The sequence below is a fragment of the Bacillus sp. WMMC1349 genome, assembly GCF_013155385.1.
Classification (GTDB): Bacteria; Bacillota; Bacilli; order Bacillales; family Bacillaceae; genus Bacillus.
Window position 1 is genome coordinate 2,689,955 of record NZ_JABJUQ010000007.1, and the last position, 19,542, is coordinate 2,709,496.

Sequence of the window (19,542 nt, forward strand, 5' to 3'; positions counted from 1 at the left end):
AAAACTTCATTCAATAAATTGAATGAAGTTCGCTTTTATTTATGATGAATATCTTTTCTTAGTTCTCTCATCACATGGGCAAGTTCAGGAATGATCAATTTTGTCATGGCTAGTTTTACCGCGCCGCTTGAACCAGGTGTTAAAAATACAGCTTTATTTTGAATGACACCAGCAGCAGCTCTTGAGAGAATTGCGCTTGAGCCGATCTCAGTATAGCTTAGCATACGAAAAATTTCTCCGAACCCGGTGAGCTCCTTGCTGAAAAGCGGGCAAATAGCCTCAATGGTTACATCTCTGGCGGCAATCCCTGTGCCTCCATTCAACAAAATCACATCGATCCGGCTATCTTGACATCCTTCAAGCACTGCAGCTTTAATGTCTTGTTTATTATCCTTGACAATCTGATAAGAAACCAGTTGATGACCGGCATCCTGCAAATAATCTTTCATCAGCTGACCGCTTTTATCCGTTTCCTTCGTCCTTGTGTCACTGACGGTCACTACTTGACAGGCCACACAATCTGGCGCTTCTTTTTTGTGTTCTTCAACACTCATTTTCATTCCCTCCTTTTTATCTTTTTATTATAAAGGAGTATGTCAATTCAGACGACCTAGCTTGTATATTTATTCATTTTGACGGATCAAGAATAGAAAGGATGTCGCCAGAACACTCGTGCCTCATGAGCTTTTCCTTCATAAAAAGCAATATCAACAGAGTGACCAGGCTCAATACTCTTCTTGATCCTGTCTTGCTCTTGAATCACGATTTTAAATGGCGCATCATCAATTTTAATATCGTTACCATACACATCTTTTGTTACCACTAGTTTTCCGTCATCAATCTCGACAGGACAGCATTGTAAGACAATTCTCTTATCGACAAATTGATCAGAATCACCTTTTTTAATTAATTTAAAATGCTTTTTGTCCCCGGAAGGATTCATATTGGTTATTTCAACAATATCACCGAGATGAATGTCTTTTTCCCTGACGATTTTTTCAGGTATAAAAGCTGATCTCGACCTTTGATTTAGAGCAATTGCTCCTCCGCTTAACTTCCACTCTTTGACTACATAATGTTTAAGCTCTGTAAGCAAGTCATCATCAGTAACATTTTGAAGATGATTTTTTTGGGGATTCTTTTCATTTTCAACGATATTGTTTTGTTTTTCGATCTGCTTTTCTTGATTCACCAATTCTGGTAAACTTTTGAGAGATTCTAAAAACTCAAAGTGTTGATCTGTAAACTCTTTTATATTTGATAAATTATGAAAGTTTAGATCTTTAATTGTTTCTTCTAGTCTCTTTTTGATTTCAATTAAAATCGCTTCTTTGTTCATGTGAAAGCAATATCCTTTCGTTTTTATTACCTTTTATAATGACTTCGCCAAAAAAAAATGCCTTCCTCCTACAAAATCAGTGATCACGATTTTTATAAAACCTCACTGTTCTATTTTATATCGTCATTTTTCGTTATTTTTTCAACCCAAAACGTTAATCTGTTTGTTCTTTATCTTAACACACATCTCAAATTCAATGTTCTTTACTGTTTGTCAGTAAGGAGAGAACGGTGAAAGAGGGGAAGAATGATAAAATATGACCTCGGCTACAAAATACCAAGGTCATCAATGTTATATTTTAATTTGCAAGTCTCATGACATCTCTTGCGATCATCACTTCTTCATTTGTTGGAATGATCAACACTTTAACAGGGGAGTGTGGGTAGCTTATATATGCCTCGTTACCACGTACGTGATTCAAAGCAGGGTCCCAGTATACGCCCATGAATTCTAAGCCGTGAAGAACCCGTTCTCTCACTTCAACACTATTTTCACCGATACCAGCGGTGAAAATGATGGCATCAACTCCGCTCATTCTAGCTGCATATGAACCGATGTATTTATGAATTTTGCTGGCGAAAACTTCAAGCGCTATTTCCGCACGGTCATTGCCATCATTAGCAGCTTCAACAATATCACGTAAATCACTTGAGAAACCGGATACACCTAACAGACCGCTTTTTTTATTAAGCATATTTAAAACTTCATCAGCTGACTGACCTGTTTTTTCCATTATAAACGGAATAAGGGCAGGATCGATATTTCCAGAACGTGTTCCCATTGCCACCCCTGCAAGCGGTGTGAAACCCATTGATGTATCAATTGATTTTCCGCCCTCAACAGCTGCAATACTCGCTCCATTCCCAAGATGGCAGGAAATAAGCCGCAATTCTTCAAGTGGACGGCCAAGAAGTTCTGCCGCGCGTTCTGTTACATATTTATGAGATGTTCCGTGAAATCCATATTTACGAATTCCCAGTTTTTCATAATACTCATAAGGAAGGCTATACAAATAAGATTGTTCTGGCATCGTTTGATGAAAAGCTGTATCAAAAACGGCTACAGCCGGAACATTTGGAAGAACTTCTTTGAAAGCCTTAATTCCGACAATATTGGCTGGATTGTGAAGCGGTGCCAAATCAGAGATGTCTTCAATCTCATGAATCGTTTCATCTGTCAAAACAACCGAATCACTAAATTTTTCGCCACCGTGGACAACGCGATGGCCAATTCCGTCGATCTCATTTAAATCTTGAATAATTCCCAACTCTGTTAGCTTGTTCAAAAGCATTTTAACAGCAACAGAGTGATTTGCAATATCTGTTGTCTCGGTATTTTTTTCACCATTCACAGAGATTGTAAAAATACCGTTATCCAAACCAATTCTTTCCACTAAGCCTTTTGTCAAGACTTTTTCACTGGGCATCTCGAAAAGTTGAAATTTTAATGAAGAACTTCCTGCGTTAATTGCAATAATTTTAGACATAATTGACGCTCCTTTTTACCCATAAATAGTGACTTCTCTACTTTCCGTTGACTTTTATTCAGGTCAATCTTAAAAAAAGTATGTATGAGTTTGTTCACAATAATTTCAAAAACATCTGCCTTTTCATTTAAACACTCAAAAGAATCCTTTTCAAGTCAATCTCTTAAATGTTAACGTTTTCATCAAGAAATTGTTATTTTCTGAAAATAAAATAAGCCAGAGATACCCTCTCTGACTCATTTTAAATTTTTTCTTGTTTATACCAATCATCAATTTTAGCTGTCATCTCGAGCATTGCTTGTTGATTAGAAAAAGATGGGAGTTCAGCGAGGAGCACCTGATTTGGAGCTTTGACCTTTTCACCATGTTTTTGCATCACCAAAATACTTTTAGCATTTTCTTTATCTTTAAAAATCGATAAAGGCAATTGAAGCACAGCGTTTATGTAAGCATTTTCCTTCAACAAATGTTTCAATTGTTCACTTTGACTACTTTCAAATAAATGGTTCGGAATCACAAGAAATAAATATCCACCTTGTTTTGTGTATTGTAAGCTTTGTTCAATAAACAAATGGTGGGCAAAAGAATGTCCTTCATCTGCTTTCACATGAAATGCCTTTGCATTTTCATCATCTGGATAATAACCTACAGGAAGATCTGAAATCACAACATCAACAGGATCCATAAAAATAGGCTGAAGACTATCTTGATTGAAAAACTCGACTTCTTTTTGTTGAAGGTTTGCCTGATCGTAAGCAAGTTTTAATAAAACATCATCGATATCAGATCCAAACGCTTTCCCAGTGGACTCGCCAAGCTGATTTAAGACAGCAAATAATAAATTTCCTGTGCCCACTGCCGGATCAAAAATAGTAATTCCTTTTTGGTGTCCCATGAATTTCTCGACAAGATATCCGATAAAGACCCCGATTGTGTCAGGTGTCATCTGTCTGTTTGGATGCGCGACGTTTTTTAGACCTTTCAATATGGCAAGCTGAAAAGCTTTACGTATTGATTCATGATTACATTCGGAAAAGTGAGCTTTATCGATTAAATCTTTCATTCTTTGTGTAGCTGAATCAGATAACGGATGATGAATTTCTCTTAAAAAAAAGACTTCTCCAGTTTCTGCAAGAGCCTCGATGTATGGGATTTTCCGGTCATCGGCAATCACTTTCGTTCCACTGTCAAGCCATTCATAGATGACTTCTACTTGATTGGTTTGCATATATTGTCTCTCCTTATTAAAAAAGAGCTCCGGACTTCTCACCCGGAGCTTTTCTGTTCAACTTACTTCACAAGTGATCGGGCAGCCTCAAGTGCTTTTTCATAATTCGGATGATTTGTCACTTCGTTTACATATTCAGCATAAGTGACAACTCCATTTTCATCTAAAACAAAGACAGCTCGGGCAAGCAGTCGCAATTCTTTCATATATACACCAAACGCTTCTCCAAACGACATCTCCCGGTGATCTGACAATGTTTCTACATTCTCAATTCCATTTGCTCCACACCAGCGCTTCTGTGCAAAAGGAAGATCGGCACTGATCGTATAAACGTTTACTGAACCCAGTCCTGCAGCTTCTTCGTTAAACCGCCGCGTCTGAGCATCACAAACACCTGTGTCAATCGATGGAACGACAGACAAAATAGCAATTTTTCCTTTTATGTCACTTAGGGTGACTTCTTCAAGAGAATTAGACAACACTGTAAAATCAGGAGCCTGATCACCAGCTTGAAGTTTTGAACCTATCAGTGTAACAGGGTTTCCTTTAAATGTTATTGAAGCCATCTTGATTCCTCCTTCACATTTGTATGTCTCTACTATAAAAGAGTCTAAGACAAACTGCAAAAAAAGAGGGTTGAAAACAAAGTAAAAAGGACGTCCAAAAAGGTAAAAAACTTTTTGGACAATCCTTTTTTTAGTATGATATATTATTTTGATGATTCATTTTTTGTTTCGGTTTGTCGTCTTTCTTAAACATATGCTGAATTTTCTCAATCGTTTGTGGTGCGGATTCTAAGATTTTGTCAACAACATGCGTATTTTCGTCCAAGTGCAGAATTTTAACACCTGATGAACCAACAATTAAAAATGCAATTGGTGTGATTGATACACCGCCACCGCTTCCGCCGCCAAATGGGAGCTTCGCTTCTTTACGTTCCCCGTCGTTCCCTTTAGATTCTGACATCTGGTTACCGCTAAATTCGCTTCCACCAGCGGCAAATCCAAAACCAACCTTTGATACGGTTAAAATGACACTTCCGTCAGGTGTTTCTACCGGATCCCCAATAATGGTGTTGACGTCGATCATTTCTTTTAAATTTTCCATTGCGGTTTTCATTAAACCTTGAATTGGATGGTCAGCCATATTTCATTCCTCCTATACAGATGAGTCATTCTTAGTTGTACCTGACACATTTTTTGGCAGCTTCATGAAGCCGCGCATTTTCCCTTTCCGATTCATGACGATTCTGAAAGCTGCGATTATAGCATGTCCAAGGCGAAAATAGAATATACATGTTAGCTGGGTTTGAGAAACTTTGTTGTTAAAGACAGGGATCATTTGATATTCCGGACGGTTTTTAAAACTAAAAAGCTGATCAAATAAAGCCATTACACAAGCTTTTACAGACCATACCCCACCTGTTGCAATTCCGGTTAAAGCAGCATCGGAAAAACCGAGGACTGTCATCCATTTAAGCTCGGTGATATGAATGCGTTTCATAAATTTACGAAAAATCAGTTTCACATTTATGATTTGTTCAGTTATTCTTTTTATCTCCTGAAGACGATTGATTAGTTGATGATAACCGATTTTACTTTTCTCTTCATCTTCTTGTACAGTTGTGTTGGTTTGTTGTTTTAAGTCAATTGTCATATCTTCTTGATTGACTTTGATAAGCGGTATTTTCTTTTTCATCCGAAAAAGACCAAAAGCTGTCCGGATTTGAACAGTCAACTCGTCATTCTCATTTGTATGAAGATATTCGACTGCGAACTGGACTTTCATCATCATAACAGCCGTTAGCAGAAGTAAGACTCCTGCAATCCATATGTACATCATGACTTCACTTCCTCTTATACTAGGCATTATAGGATGAAATCACAAAAAATAAACGTAAACGGGGGCTGCTATTTTATTGTATAAAAAAACCCCGGTTTCATAAAACCGAGGTTTTTCGAGTTATTCAACTTTTCGATATAACCTTTCATGAATGACTGCTGTATCCGCAAAATAATCATGAATACCTTGCTTCTTTCGTGAGAAAACAACAGCAAAATACGTGAGATAAATACTGTTAATATAACGGCCGATTACCTCTCTAAACAAAATCCCATCCCATGTCAGCCCTTTTTCCGGGCGGAGAGACACAACCTTGAGACCGAAAACCATTTTGCCTAATGTTTGTTTAAAACCTTTTGTCATCAAAACAAAGTAGGCAAAAAACACAATAGTCATTGTAATTGAATATAAAGAAAAAGAGAAAAGCCCTGTCTCTTTAGGGAGACCAAACAAACTAAAAATAGGTGATATCAGTAGTCTATTGATACTGCCGACAACAATTCCATCAAACAAAAAAGCCCAAAATCTGATCCAAAAACCGGCATAGGCATGTTCTAACATGGGAGCCTTTTTTTGCTCGGACGCTGTTATTTCATTTTGATCTTTGCCATCAAATGTGACATCCATTTTTCGGTCCCCTCCTATTTTGCATAAAGATACATCGGTCTTGATGCACCAGCTGTAGAAAGTGTTTCTTTAATATTCAAAAAGTCTATTTCGCTTTTAAAGAGCTTGCTTGCACTCATTGATAACAACGAAGTAATACCTTTTGTGTCTTCATAACTAACAATAGAAGCGTCCTTCAGATCTTGATGATCTTTTTTCATCGCTTTTACCGTATCTTCATAGAAACCAAGTTTGTCAACCAAATGAAGCTCTTTAGCTTGTCGGCCATCATATACCCGACCATCAGCAATTTTTTTCACATCTTTTTCTGACATATTGCGGCCTTTAGCAATCACATCAACAAACCCTTGATATGAGTCATTTACCATAGATTGCATAATTTCCCGTTCTTTTTTCGTCATATCTCTTGTTGGAGACATAATGTCTTTATGTTGCCCGCTTTTAATTGTTTCTGTTTTCAAACCTAGTTTATCTGCAAGTTCGCTATAATTTAAGCTTTCCATAATGACACCTAAAGAACCTGTCAATGTATCAGGTGCAGCGAAAATTTTATCGGCTGGTGTTGAAATATAATAACCACCAGATGCCGCCATTGATCCCATTGAGACGTAAATCGGTTTATTCGTGTCTTTTTTGATCTCTTCTAATTTCCTATGTATTTCGGCACTTTCATACACCCCGCCTCCCGGTGAATTAACACGTAAAATGAGACCCTTTACCTTAGAATCCTCTTTCACATTGTCAAGTTTTTGTAAAAAAGCTCTATGATTATACCCTTCTGAACTGAGAAGGCCACTAGCACCTCCATTATCGGAAATCGTGCCATTCACATCAAGAACAACAATTTTATTAGAATCTCCTTTTTCCAAAACGATTTCTTTCTCGCCGTCAGTCAACCCAAACTGCATATGACCATCTTCATCTATACTTTCGAATGTATTTACTACAACACTCATCATCACTGATATGACCAACAGACCTAAAGCGATCACAAGCGCTACCCATCTTTTACGATTCATTTATTCTCCTCCTTTTAATAAAAAAACTTAACTCTTAATACGTATATGAACAAAAAGAGTCCAAGTATTCATTATACGAAAAAAAAACGTGATAAACTAGGGTCACAGGTATTTTAACACAAACCGACAAGAAGTCACCCTGATCAATCAACTTTTCTTCACCTAAAATTATTCGTGACATAATCCACCATAGAGTGGATCTTTTCTTAGAACTAGCGAACGATCCCATCCCTTTTGATACAATAGAATCATCATCAAGACCATCTCATCCTCAAATCATGAAACAAAATAGAAAGCAGGTGATTCTTAGATGTCTCTTTAGTCGGTAGAGGGTTCTCCCAGTCATCATTGTTACTTGAGTGCTGTTCATCATCATGGCATCACCGATTCTGACTGATTATGTTTTAGCCTGGAACCGTCTATAAGAGAAATTGCTGTTGGGTTTTATATACCAGTGTTCTTAGAGAAGCTCCGATTCCTAAATGAGTGATGATATAGAAATATTCATTTTAAGTGATAAAGGGGAGAATAGCTGTGAGAGACCGGAGAAACATTTACTTTTTTCACGAAAAAAACGAGGATGTTGCTGAACAATGCCTGATGTTGAAACAGCTGGCAGCCGATTACGGATTTCAGGTTGTCAACCAACACAAAGAAGCTAATATCATCGCAAGTGTCGGTAGTGATGGTGCATTTTTACAGGCAGTCAGAAAAACAAATTTTAGAGATGATTGTCTTTATGTAGGCATCGCCAAAAAGGGAAAAGCTCATTTATACTCAGATTTTAATATACGTGACACGAACAAAATGATTGAAACAACAAACTTACCGCAAATCGAAGTTAGAAAATATCCGCTCATCGATGTTAAAGTAGATCAAACAAGCCGTTTTCTATGTTTAAACGAAGTATCGATCCGCTCAAGCATTATTAAAACATTTGTGATGGACGTGTACATTGATGACCTTTATTTTGAAACATTTCGTGGAGATGGAATGATTGTTTCAACTCCAACAGGTAGCACAGCATACAACAAGTCTGTTCAAGGAGCGATAGTTGACCCAAAATTGTCATGTATTCAAGTAACAGAACTTGCTTCCTTAAACAATAATAATTATAGAACACTAGGTTCTCCATTTATTTTAAGTGCCGATTGCAAACTAGCACTCAAGATTGCCCAAGATGGAAATAACCATCCAATTATCGGTCTTGATAATGAAGCTTTTAGTATGATGCATGTGAAAGAGATCGAAGTAAAACTTTCACAAAAGATGATTAAAACAGTAAAATTAAAAGATAACTCTTTTTGGGAAAAAGTAAAACGAACCTTCCTGTAAGAAAACTGAAAACCTCTAGGTGAAGAGAAGAATAAAAACGGGCGTCCAATCGTCAAAAAAATCGACGAATTGGACGCCCTTCAAATACGAACTCACGATTCACCATTCGTTTTCCGTTTCATTTCCCGTTCCCTTAATTCAAAACGTTTCACTTTTGCAGAGGGGGTTTTTGGTAATTCTTCAATAAACTCAATTTCGCGTGGATACTTATAGGGTGCTGTTAACGTTTTTACATGATTTTGCAGCTCTTTAATCAGAACCTCATCTTCTTTAGCACGGTCTTTTAATACGACGAACGCTTTTACAATAAACCCCCTAAAGCTATCAGGACTTGCAACTACGGCACACTCTTTTACCAACGGATGTGTGACAAGTGCATCTTCCACTTCAAAAGGACCGATTGTATAACCAGAGCTGATAATTATATCGTCATTTCGGCTTTCAAACCAAAAATAACCTTCTTCATCTTTTCTTGCTTTATCACCTGTAATAAAATATTCTCCTCGCCTTTGAAGCCGTGTTCGTTCTTGATCATGATAATATTCTTTGAACAAAGCAGGTGTGCTTAAATGGACGGCAATATCTCCAGTTTCATGGGGCTGACAAATTTCCCCTTCCTCATTTACAATCTCTACAATGTTGCCTGGAGTTGGCTTTCCCATACTGCCAGGTTTGCTCTCCATTCCTTTCAATGTCCCGATCAAGAGCGTGCTTTCCGTTTGTCCGTAGCCATCCCGCACTTCAATGTTAAAATGCCTTTTAAACGTATCGATCACTTCCCGATTTAATGGTTCACCAGCTGAGACAGCACTATGTAAAGATGAAAGATGGAATTGATCAAGATGATCGACTTTTGCCATAAACCGGTACTCTGTCGGTGTACAACAAAGCACATTAACCTGATGGCGTTCCATTAATGCCAAATATGTTTCAGGATTGAATCGTCCATGATAAACAAATCCGGTCGCACCGCTTCCTAACACCGCTAAGAATGGTGTCCATACCCACTTTTGCCAGCCCGGAGCAGCTGTTGCCCAGACAATGTCGTCTTTCGTAATATCTAGCCAAGCAGAAGCTGTTGTCCTTAAATGAGCATAAGCCCAACCATGTGTATGTACAACGCCTTTTGGTTGTCCTGTCGTTCCAGAAGTGTAAGATAAAAAGGCTATATCATCACGACTTGTTTCCGCTGCTTGAAAACCTGCTCCGTCCGTATTCTCTATTTCAGCCAGTAAGTTGTTCCATCCTTGTTTATTTTCACCCAATGTAAATGTTTTTAGATGATTTTTTAACTCAACATCTTCAAAAGTATGAATAAATGATGGATAGACAACCACACCTTTTACATCAGCATGCTTTATTCTGTATTCTAGATCTTTTGCGCGAAGCATTTCAGAACAAGGAATGATCACCATACCCGCTTTTAAAATCGCCATATAAACAGCATAAGTTTCTAATACACGCGGAAGCATAACGATTAACTTATCACCTTGTTTCAGTCCAGAATGAATCAAGAGGGTGCCAATTTTATCAGCGGTTTCCAGTAAGGTCTGATACGTCCATGATCTTTTGAGACCTTGCTCACTTTCGAAAATTAAAGCCGTTTTTGATATTTTTTTAAATTTTTCGACTTCATTAGCAATATTATACTTCTGTGGAGCGATTAATTCTTCTCTTTTCAATAAATACATCTCCTCATGTTTACGATCTTTTTATTATACAACAAATACTAAAAAGAGTGGGAGAAAACCTCCCACCCGATATCCATTGTTTTTAAGTTTTTAATTACTGAGGTGTGCCTCCGCCCATTTGTTGCTGAGCGAAAGATACTAAGCGTTTAGTGATTTCTCCTCCAACTGAACCGTTTGCACGAGAAGTAGTATCTGCCCCAAGGTTGACGCCGAACTCAGAAGCAATTTCGAATTTCATTTGGTCGATAGCTTGTGCAGCGCCTGGTACTAATAGTTGGTTAGAACTGCTTTGTCTGTTTTGTTGAGCCATGTGTTCTCACCTCCTTGTGAGTATAGATTGTGTAAAAACACATGACTTCATACAAAGAAAGATTGGTAATTGTATACAGACCAAATGAACTACTTTTAAAAAAGATCGCTGAATGTTTCTTTCGGTTCCACTTTACTTTTCAAAATAATTGTTTCCGTATGCTCAAGGGCTTCTTCAATAAGTGGTTCAAAATTTGTATAGCTTTCAAAATGCTCGATCTTCTCTTTTTTCGGTCGTGTTTTCGGAGATGATGGTGTGAAAATCGTGCAACAATCTTCATACGGTCTGATGCTAATATCATATGTCCCGATTTCTTTTGCTTTTTCAATAATTTCTGTTTTGTCCATTCCGATTAGCGGACGTATTATTGGTGTACTTGTGACCGCATTAATAGCATACATACTTTCCAGCGTTTGACTTGCTACTTGCCCAAGGCTTTCTCCAGTAATAACTGCGAGACCTTTTTTGTGTTCACGAAGTCTATCAGCAATTTGCAGCATTAATCTACGAGTAGCTGTCATTGAATAATTTTCAGGTATTTGTTTTTGGATCAGTTCTTGTGTTTTTGTAAATGGTACGATATGCAATTTAATATCTCCACCAAATCCGGTCAGTTGAGCAGCTAGATCGATGACTTTTTGTTTGGCACGTTCACTCGTATAGGGCGGGCTGAAAAAGTGAACAGCTTCAATCTCAAGTCCCCGTTTCATCGCATAAAATCCAGCTACAGGACTGTCGATGCCACCCGAGATCATCAGCATCGCTTTTCCTCCGCTGGCCACCGGCAATCCTCCAGCTCCTTTTTCATCACGAAAAGTTAAATAAGTAGCAGCTTCTCTAATTTCAATTCGCAAATGGATGTCTGGTGAATGAACATCTACAGTCAAACCTTCCGTATTCCGCAAAATATGTCCACCAATTTCGGCATTCATTTCATTCGTATTTAACTCAAATTGTTTATAAGCTCGTTTGGTAGAAATTTTAAACGTGTCTCCAGCTTTGTATTGCTTTTGAATTGAAGAAAGAGCCACTTTTTTAATCGTCTCAAGATCTGTTTCACATTTGACAGCAAAGCTGAAAGACTGAATTCCGAAAACATGTTTCAAACGAGCCGCTACGGCTTCTGCATCTTCACCGTTCAACACTAAAGTCATTCTGTCACGAGTTGATTGATAACGGATATGATCAAAATCATGCATAACCATTTTTATATTTTTTTTCAAACGTTCGACAAAAGTCCGTCTATTTTTTCCTTTTGTTGAAATTTCACCAAATCGGATTAAAATGTAATCATATTTCATTGTTTTTACCTCATAATTCCTTTCAGTTTGTGTACACTTTCTGTTAAAGCCGTCATAAATGGCTCAACAATCCTTTGATTATTTTGGTATGTTAAGCTTATCCTAATGCTGCTCGCTGCAATCCGTTCTCCTTTTCCCATAGCAAGCAACACTTTGCTCGGCTTCCCATGCTTTGATGAACACGCTGATGTTGTCGAGACAAAAATATCCCGTTCCTCAAGCATATGCAAAAGGACTTCAGCTTTAATTCCAGGAACAGAAAAATTAATAATATGTGGTGCACTATTTTTTTCTGATGTATTTAATATAACATCGTTTAGCTGTTGAAGCTGTCTAATAAAATCGGCTTTCACTGTTTTCATTTCTTCAATATACTTGACGTAATGTTGTGATGACAAATTAATGGCTTTAGCTAGCGTTACTGCTCCGGCAGTATTTTCCGTACCAGCTCTTCTGTTATATTGCTGTTCACCTCCTGTAATGATTGGAAACAGCGAAATATCTTTTTTGAGTATAAGTGCTCCCGTTCCTTTTAAACCATGAAATTTGTGCCCTGATATTGTAAAAAGATCAATACCTGCTTTGATCATGTCTAAAGGAACCTTGTTAATACCTTGGACATAGTCAACATGGAAAAACGCATCACTCCTGTTTTTCACGATCTTACCGATTTCTTCTATAGGCTGAATGACACCTATTTCATTGTTGACATGCATCACACTGACAAGGATTGTATCTTTACGGATTACTTGCTCCAACTGCTCAATTGACACAAGACCCCTGCTATCCACTGGAAGGTATGTGATTTCAAAACCAAAGAACGTTCTTAGCTGTTCTAACGATTCTGTAACAGACGGGTGTTCAATCGACGAAGCAATAATATGTTTGCCTTTTTGCTGCTGAGCCAAGGCAATACCTTTAAGCGCTATGTTATTGGCTTCAGAAGCACCCGAAGTAAATACAATGTCATAATCTTTAATAGATAGGGCTGTATTTATTTGACGCCGCGCTTCAGTTAGCAGTTGATCTGCTTCAATCCCTAGCTGGTGTAATGATGAAGGATTCCCATAAAAGCGTTTGTTTACTTTCTCAAAAATGTTTAATACTTCATGATAAGGTGTTGTTGTTGAACTATTATCAAGATAAATCATGATCTACTCCTTTAACAGAGAACGTTCTTTTTTATGACTGTATATGTTATCATAATAACTTATAAATGAAAATTAAAAATAAAGTGTTTGACTTCTCTGATTTTTACAATATAATAGTCATTGGACCTTTTGTCATATTATATCCTCAAAAGTAAATTGACAGAAAATTTAAACAAAACCAGGAGGTTCTTTTAATGAAAACTTCACTATCCGCTAAGGAAACGATAGCAATTGGACTTATGTTATTCGCTCTCTTTTTCGGTGCGGGAAACATGATTTTTCCTCCCCAGCTTGGCCAGGCTGCAGGAGAAAACGTATTACCGGCTATTATTGGATTTTTGCTAACAGGAGTCGGACTCCCTCTTCTTGGTGTGATTGCCGTTGCTCTAACTGGCAGTGCAAAAGGACTTGCTGACAAAGCACACCCTATCTTTGGTACAATTTTGATCGTTAGTATTTACTTAACAATCGGGCCTTTGTTTGCTATTCCGAGAACAGGAAATGTTTCATATGAAATTGCAATCAAACCTTTCTTAGGTGGAGATGAATCACGCATTTATCTATTTATTTTTACCGTGATCTTTTTTGCCATTACCTATTTCTTAGCATTAAATCCAAGTAAACTAGTTGACCGCATCGGCAAAGTTTTAACGCCGCTATTATTATTGGTCATCGCAATATTAGTCATTAAGGCATTTGTCACACCGATGGGCAGTATCGGTCAAGCAGCAAGCCAATATCAAGGTACTCCACTGCTCACTGGGTTTTTAGAAGGATATAAAACAATGGATGCGATTGCTTCGATTGTATTTGGGATCGTCGTCATTACAGCAATTAAAGAACGCGGTGTCACCAATCCAAAATCGATTGCTGCTTCTTGTATTAAAGCAGGTATTGTGGCAGCCGTAGGACTTGCATTGGTATATGTTTCACTCGCTTATTTAGGTGCAACAAGTGTTGAAACAGTCGGATCTCTTAAAAACGGAGGAGAAATTTTATCCAAGTCATCAACATTTTTGTTTGGTTCACTTGGAAATGTTGTGCTCGGTCTTGCCATTTTGTTCGCTTGTTTAACGACAAGTGTCGGACTTGTCTCATCATGCGGAGAGTATTTTTCAAAGCTAATTCCAAAGCTTTCTTATAAAACCGTCGTCATCATCGTCTCATTGTTCAGCATGGTGATTGCTAATTTCGGTCTAACGGAAATCATATCGTTTTCGATACCGATTCTTTCAGCACTTTATCCGCTTGCGATCGTGATTATTTTGCTTTCGTTTATTGATAAACTCTTTAATGAACGGCGTGAAGTATATGTCGGTACAATTATCGCAACAGGGATTTTCAGTATCATTGACGGTTTAAATGCAGCCAGTATTAATCTTGGCGTTGTCGATCAGTTTTTACACCAATACATCCCGCTGTACAGTTACGGCGTTGGTTGGATCGTACCTGCACTGTGCGGAGCAGTCATTGGCTATATCATAACCTTGATGGTTCCTAATGATCCAGCCCGTTTAAAGAACGTTAGTTAAAAAACATAATGAGACGGCTTAAGCTCTGAATTCATCAGGCTTAAGACCGTCTATTTTTTTATACATTTCAACTTCTACACCGGGCATTTTTTGTGCTGTTCAAGGACCTTTTTGTCTTTATCTTAGCGATATTTTGCACACGAAGTATCTTGCTTCTCTCCACCACCATAAGAAAAGCGAATCCACTTGTACCTGCCACTGATTATTGATCTTAGAGATCTACAATTACAAAACCAGTTGCGACGACTTTATCGGTATGGGGTTGGTGAAGAATGTCCCCAAATTCAGATGATCAAAGATTTTAAAAAACGAAATTAAACATCAGTCATCATTTAAATACTTTTAAATGAAAAAGGGACCATTTCACCTCTTTTTTCCATACTTATAGATTGCGTTATGTTTAACCTGCTATATTAAATACTCAACAAAAAAGCCAGCACCACTTTAAATGGTGCTAGCCTTTCATGATTCTGGTTGATCGTCTGATGGATCTGTTAATAATTGGTTTACAGCGCCAGGAGAGACACTCTCTACTGCAGTTGCAGCAATTCGGTAAGCTTCATCGAATTTATTGGCATAAAATCGGTTTTCTGCTTCCTTCAGTTGCTCGGAAAGGATTTGATTGTGGCTTCTAAAACGGTTGCCATACTGAATGATACGTTCGGTCATCAAGACCATTTGAACGAGTTCATCTGTCTGTTGTTTAACATTTGCGGCAAGCTCTTTCGCTTCTGCTAAACGTTCATTAATCAAATCCATATTTAGCGGCAACACATGAAATTGTTCATTCACTTTTTGAACGATGGAGCGAGATTTTTGGATACGTTCTGTTAAAGATCCTGGAATGCCGGGAACATTGCTTTTTTCCAAGCGTCTGGCTGTGTCTTTCACTGTCGTTTTTAGTTGGTCAAGAAGTTCTCTAGCCTGCAGTTCTTCTTTTCTAAGGAGCTGTAACATTTCCTTGTATTCATCATGTTCTTTTTGAGCCGCATCTATCTGTTTTTCAATATCTTGAAGTTCTTTTTTCAAAAGTGAATAGGCAACATGTTTTTGATTAAGCCTGTTCTTCATCTGCTCATATTGCTTTTGAATACTTTCAAGACGCTTTTCATATGTTTCTTGTTTTTCCAATTCTCCTGTTGTTAAACTATAGCTTTTCTTAACTAATTCAGTTTCCGCTTTTGTTTCCTGTGTATTGTTTTCAAGTGTTTCAAGCGTTACCGCGAGCTCCGGCATTTTACTTAAGACCAATTGACCGGCTTTGACCTCTTGTTCTAACTCTGTGTATAAAGTTTGAATCGTTTCGTTTATCACTTGTAAGGCAGCTGATGCCTCTTCTAAATTAAGATCGTTCATCAAGGCATCTTCAGCATGTTTCAATTCTTTAGAGAGGTTATCAAGTTCTTCTTCGATTTGAATATGATCGAGTTTATAGCCTTGATTGAGCATTTCTTGATAACCGGATTTCAGTTTTGCCAGCTCGTTTGGCATCATTTGCTTGCAGTCGGCTAGCAACTTCGGGACATCATCAATGTGTAACTGAAGTTGTTCAAGTAATTGCTCTTGATCAAGCAACACCTTTCTTGCTTCTATGTAATTTCCACCTTCAGTTTCAGCTTCAAATTGTTGAATTCCTTGCCAAACTGTATCAAGGTCAGCTTCTATTTTCGGATAAAGATCACCGTATAAATGACTGTATGCCAAAAGATTTTTGCGAACCTTAGTATATTGCTCTTTCATTTCTTCAATATCTTTGCGATTTTGTTCTTCGCTTGAGACGAGATCGGCAATTTCTTTTAGAATTTCATCAATATTGGATTCCGCCGCTGATAATAGATTATCAATATGAGTCAGGACTTGTTTTGATTTTTGAAAACGGTATTTGTCAGCATAGCCTTCAGCTTCAAATAGAAGCTCTTCCGCCTTCGGCATATGTGAAGTGACAATTTCGTCCCATTCTCTACGCCATCTTTCAAAAAACTCTTCAGTTTGTCCTGTCATTTTTAAATGTTTGATTTTTGACATTTCTTCCACAATTGAACGATTTAATACTTCAATTTTCCAAGCTTCTAATCGATCAATTTCTTTATATATATTTCTTCTGAATAAGTAGCCTGTAGTGAATAAGATTAAAAATAATGCTAATAAGCCAATGACAAACTCCATAATGAGCCCCCTTGCTGTTTAACTTGTTTCTGTCAGGGTAAATATTTGTATTTTTTGTATGTACCTTGATTAAACCTATCAATTTCATTGTACTTATGATACCATGTAACCAACATTTTTTGAGCAGAATTTTTAATTTTTTTACACCAAAATGACAACTTCCGACTATTTTTCACGGGGTGATATCTTGATAAAACATGATGCTCATGTTCATTCCCCTTTTTGTCCACATGGATCAAAGGATGATTTCAGGAAATATATAGAAGAGTTATGTGAAAAAAACTTTCATTTTGTAACATTTACAGAACATGCTCCATTGCCGACTTCTTTCAAAGATCCAACGCCAACAAAAGATAGTGCCATGACATATTCTGAGTTAGAAAACTATATTGAAAGCTTAAATACTCTAAAAAAGGAATATAAAGGACAAATGGATATTTTAGTTGGTCTTGAGGTTGACTATATCCGCATCTGTGAAAACGAAACAAAAGCAATGCTTGATACGTATGGTCCTTACCTTGATGACGGAATTCTTTCTGTTCATTTTTTACCTGCAGGCTCTTCACATATTTGTCTTGATTACGATGAAATAGCGTTTCAACAACTGATTCAGTATTACGGTAATACTGAACAAGTTTATCGTGCATATTATCGCGAAATCCACGCATCTATTTTATCATACCTCGGCTCTTTTAAACCGAAACGAATCGGTCATATCACACTGATAAAAAAATTCATTGAGCTGTTTCCTTATACTATGTCAGAGCATGTCCGGCAATCTGCTGCGACATGTTTAGCGGAAGTTGCAAAACATCGACTTGAACTGGATTTTAATACAGCTGGCTTGAGAAAGCCTTATGCAGACGGCATTTATATAGAAAAATGGATGATAACAGAGGCGAAACAAAAAAACATCCCGCTTGTTTATGGGTCTGATGCCCATCAAGCACGGGATGCCGGATTTGGTTATGAGTTGTTTGAACAACTATGTAACAGCAATTGATTCATGCTCTCTGTTTAATAAACTGCTAAGCCAAGTTTTCATTTCTTTAAAATAGGCTTGATAAAAGTAAGGTTCATGCGTTTGCAAGTAGAGGACTTCTGAGATATATTGCGGCTGTAAATAAGGCATCATTAAAAGAGATTTTAACTGAATCATAAAATGGGAAAGGGGAAAATGAGAGAATTCTCTGTTCGTTTTACCTTTTTCAATCATTAGATGAAGGATGTACTTCTCCTTTGTCAAATAGGTTGACATGACTTCACGAATCAACGTCGAATCAATGGTCACTTCACGATAGACAAATCGAGTTAATTGACGGTGTTCATGCTGATAAGATAGAATATCAAAAACCAATTGAAGAAGGCAGTCTTTTGCAGTCATCTCATCAAGACATTGATAGCCTTTTTCAAGGATTTTTAAATAACCTTCATAAAAAGAGGATACTAAGTGTTCCATTAATCCACCTTTTCCATTAAAGTAATAGGAGATGTGGGCCACATTGACATTCGCTTTTTTAGCAATTTCTCGGACGGATGTTCCTGAATAGCCTTTTTGGTTGAATAACTCGATGGCTGATTGAATAATCTTATCCTTTGTGGTTAAAAAAGAGTTTGATCCCATCAATTTTCACCCCTTCTTAACTAACCAATTCAACTTTAAGGGGCTTGTTCCTGTAAAAAGTGATCGACAAATCGCAGCACATAGGACGTAGGTTTTACTATTTTAATGAAAAAGCGAGGGAAAAATCATGTTTCATGTCGAAAAAACGAAAGGCAGCAAAGAAAAGAAATATGAACTTCTGCTCAAACAGATAGATGCAATGACTGCAGGCGAGCCAGATATGATTGCAAATTTAGCCAATGCCGCAGCCCTCTTGTATCATACACTTGAGGATGTCAACTGGGCTGGTTTTTATTTTGCAAAAGGCGGAGAGTTAGTACTGGGTCCTTTTCAAGGACTTCCAGCATGTGTACGAATTCCATTTGGAAAAGGAGTCTGTGGCACTGCTTATTCGAACGCTAGAGTTGAGCGAGTCCAAGATGTTCAAGCCTTTCCCGGCCATATCGCCTGTGATGCAGCTAGCCAATCCGAAATTGTCATTCCTCTTAAAGTATGTGGTGAAATTATCGGTGTGCTTGACATCGACAGCCCGATAAAAGACCGCTTTGATGAAACAGATGAATTTTATTTAAAACAATTCTCCGACATCCTTGAAGAACGTTTAAGCGAACAACCATAAATCATTTTGAACATAAACAAAAAAGGAATTTCAGCATTACCCTACAACATATACTAAAAGGAGCAGACATCCCCCAGCTCTTTCCAGAGAATAAAAAAGCAAGTGAAAAACACAACTTAATCTTTTTTCACTTGCTTCATTTTTTGGGACATATTAGACAGCCCCTATGACTGAGAGCAGATCCTCTTAGAAACCCCAACAAAGATTAATTCGATGCTAAATACGAGTCTTATACTCCTTAAACCATTTCAAAAGCAGTAAAGATACCAATA

At 37.5% G+C, this 19,542-nt stretch carries 19 protein-coding genes; 4 read left to right on the forward strand and 15 right to left on the reverse strand.

Features of this window, described 5'->3' with window-relative positions:
• Window positions 1-35: 35 nt before the first annotated feature.
• From HOO54_RS16135 to sppA, 9 genes are all read right to left on the reverse strand, one after another.
• The gene (locus HOO54_RS16135) at window positions 36-554 is read right to left on the reverse strand and encodes a MogA/MoaB family molybdenum cofactor biosynthesis protein (RefSeq protein ID WP_172297031.1); all 519 of its coding nucleotides are present in this window, start codon (window positions 552-554) and stop codon (window positions 36-38) included.
• Between the two features lie 86 nt (window positions 555-640).
• Window positions 641-1,339, reverse strand: a complete 699-nt coding sequence (locus HOO54_RS16140; protein WP_172297033.1) for a hypothetical protein — start codon at window positions 1,337-1,339, stop codon at window positions 641-643.
• 298 nt (window positions 1,340-1,637) lie between these two features.
• On the reverse strand, window positions 1,638-2,825 hold the full coding sequence (locus HOO54_RS16145; RefSeq protein WP_172297035.1) for an acetate kinase: 1,188 nt from the start codon (window positions 2,823-2,825) through the stop codon (window positions 1,638-1,640).
• A gap of 241 nt (window positions 2,826-3,066) precedes the next feature.
• On the reverse strand, window positions 3,067-4,053 hold the full coding sequence (locus HOO54_RS16150; RefSeq protein WP_172297037.1) for a class I SAM-dependent methyltransferase: 987 nt from the start codon (window positions 4,051-4,053) through the stop codon (window positions 3,067-3,069).
• Window positions 4,054-4,115: 62 nt separating this feature from the next.
• Window positions 4,116-4,619 carry a thiol peroxidase gene (tpx, locus tag HOO54_RS16155; RefSeq protein WP_172297039.1) on the reverse strand — a complete coding sequence of 168 codons (504 nt, stop codon included), beginning with the start codon at window positions 4,617-4,619 and terminating at the stop codon, window positions 4,116-4,118.
• A gap of 130 nt (window positions 4,620-4,749) precedes the next feature.
• A complete protein-coding gene (ytfJ, locus tag HOO54_RS16160) occupies window positions 4,750-5,199 on the reverse strand; it encodes a GerW family sporulation protein (RefSeq protein WP_172297041.1) in 450 nt (149 codons plus the stop codon).
• Between the two features lie 12 nt (window positions 5,200-5,211).
• Window positions 5,212-5,895, reverse strand: coding sequence for a DUF2953 domain-containing protein (locus tag HOO54_RS16165; protein WP_172297044.1), 684 nt, complete (start codon window positions 5,893-5,895; stop codon window positions 5,212-5,214).
• A gap of 120 nt (window positions 5,896-6,015) precedes the next feature.
• A complete protein-coding gene (locus HOO54_RS16170) occupies window positions 6,016-6,522 on the reverse strand; it encodes an RDD family protein (protein WP_172297046.1) in 507 nt (168 codons plus the stop codon).
• 14 nt (window positions 6,523-6,536) lie between these two features.
• A complete protein-coding gene (gene sppA / locus HOO54_RS16175) occupies window positions 6,537-7,541 on the reverse strand; it encodes a signal peptide peptidase SppA (RefSeq protein ID WP_172297048.1) in 1,005 nt (334 codons plus the stop codon).
• A 534-nt stretch (window positions 7,542-8,075) separates the two neighbouring features.
• On the opposite strand from sppA, the gene HOO54_RS16180 reads away from it, so the two are divergent.
• Window positions 8,076-8,876 (forward strand): NAD kinase, encoded by an 801-nt coding sequence (locus HOO54_RS16180; protein ID WP_172297051.1) that lies wholly within the window; start codon window positions 8,076-8,078, stop codon window positions 8,874-8,876.
• A gap of 92 nt (window positions 8,877-8,968) precedes the next feature.
• Here the strand turns inward: HOO54_RS16180 and mbcS are convergent, their stop codons facing one another.
• The 4 genes from mbcS to HOO54_RS16200 all read right to left on the reverse strand — a co-directional run bounded on the left by mbcS (window position 8,969) and on the right by HOO54_RS16200 (window position 13,329).
• A complete protein-coding gene (gene mbcS / locus HOO54_RS16185) occupies window positions 8,969-10,567 on the reverse strand; it encodes an acyl-CoA synthetase MbcS (RefSeq protein ID WP_253907698.1) in 1,599 nt (532 codons plus the stop codon).
• Between the two features lie 94 nt (window positions 10,568-10,661).
• Complete coding sequence (locus HOO54_RS16190) at window positions 10,662-10,877, reverse strand: alpha/beta-type small acid-soluble spore protein (protein WP_172297055.1); 216 nt, start codon at window positions 10,875-10,877, stop codon at window positions 10,662-10,664.
• A 95-nt stretch (window positions 10,878-10,972) separates the two neighbouring features.
• Window positions 10,973-12,178, reverse strand: coding sequence for a tRNA uracil 4-sulfurtransferase ThiI (gene thiI, locus HOO54_RS16195; RefSeq protein ID WP_172297057.1), 1,206 nt, complete (start codon window positions 12,176-12,178; stop codon window positions 10,973-10,975).
• A 5-nt stretch (window positions 12,179-12,183) separates the two neighbouring features.
• The gene (locus HOO54_RS16200) at window positions 12,184-13,329 is read right to left on the reverse strand and encodes a cysteine desulfurase family protein (protein WP_172297060.1); all 1,146 of its coding nucleotides are present in this window, start codon (window positions 13,327-13,329) and stop codon (window positions 12,184-12,186) included.
• Between the two features lie 194 nt (window positions 13,330-13,523).
• On the opposite strand from HOO54_RS16200, the gene brnQ reads away from it, so the two are divergent.
• Window positions 13,524-14,861, forward strand: a complete 1,338-nt coding sequence (brnQ, locus tag HOO54_RS16205; protein WP_172297062.1) for a branched-chain amino acid transport system II carrier protein — start codon at window positions 13,524-13,526, stop codon at window positions 14,859-14,861.
• A 462-nt stretch (window positions 14,862-15,323) separates the two neighbouring features.
• On the opposite strand, the gene ezrA is transcribed toward brnQ, so the two are convergent.
• Window positions 15,324-17,027 carry a septation ring formation regulator EzrA gene (ezrA, locus tag HOO54_RS16210; protein WP_172297065.1) on the reverse strand — a complete coding sequence of 568 codons (1,704 nt, stop codon included), beginning with the start codon at window positions 17,025-17,027 and terminating at the stop codon, window positions 15,324-15,326.
• Between the two features lie 187 nt (window positions 17,028-17,214).
• Between ezrA and hisJ the strand changes: the two genes are divergently transcribed.
• A complete protein-coding gene (hisJ, locus tag HOO54_RS16215; protein ID WP_172297067.1) occupies window positions 17,215-18,030 on the forward strand; it encodes a histidinol-phosphatase HisJ in 816 nt (271 codons plus the stop codon).
• On the opposite strand, the gene refZ is transcribed toward hisJ, so the two are convergent.
• Window positions 18,013-18,651, reverse strand: coding sequence for a forespore capture DNA-binding protein RefZ (gene refZ / locus HOO54_RS16220; protein WP_172297070.1), 639 nt, complete (start codon window positions 18,649-18,651; stop codon window positions 18,013-18,015). The two genes, hisJ and refZ, sit on opposite strands and share 18 nt — an antisense overlap.
• A 127-nt stretch (window positions 18,652-18,778) precedes the next feature.
• Here refZ and HOO54_RS16225 point away from each other — a divergent pair, with 127 nt between their 5' ends.
• The gene (locus HOO54_RS16225) at window positions 18,779-19,270 is read left to right on the forward strand and encodes a GAF domain-containing protein (protein WP_172297072.1); all 492 of its coding nucleotides are present in this window, start codon (window positions 18,779-18,781) and stop codon (window positions 19,268-19,270) included.
• Window positions 19,271-19,542: the final 272 nt, after the last annotated feature.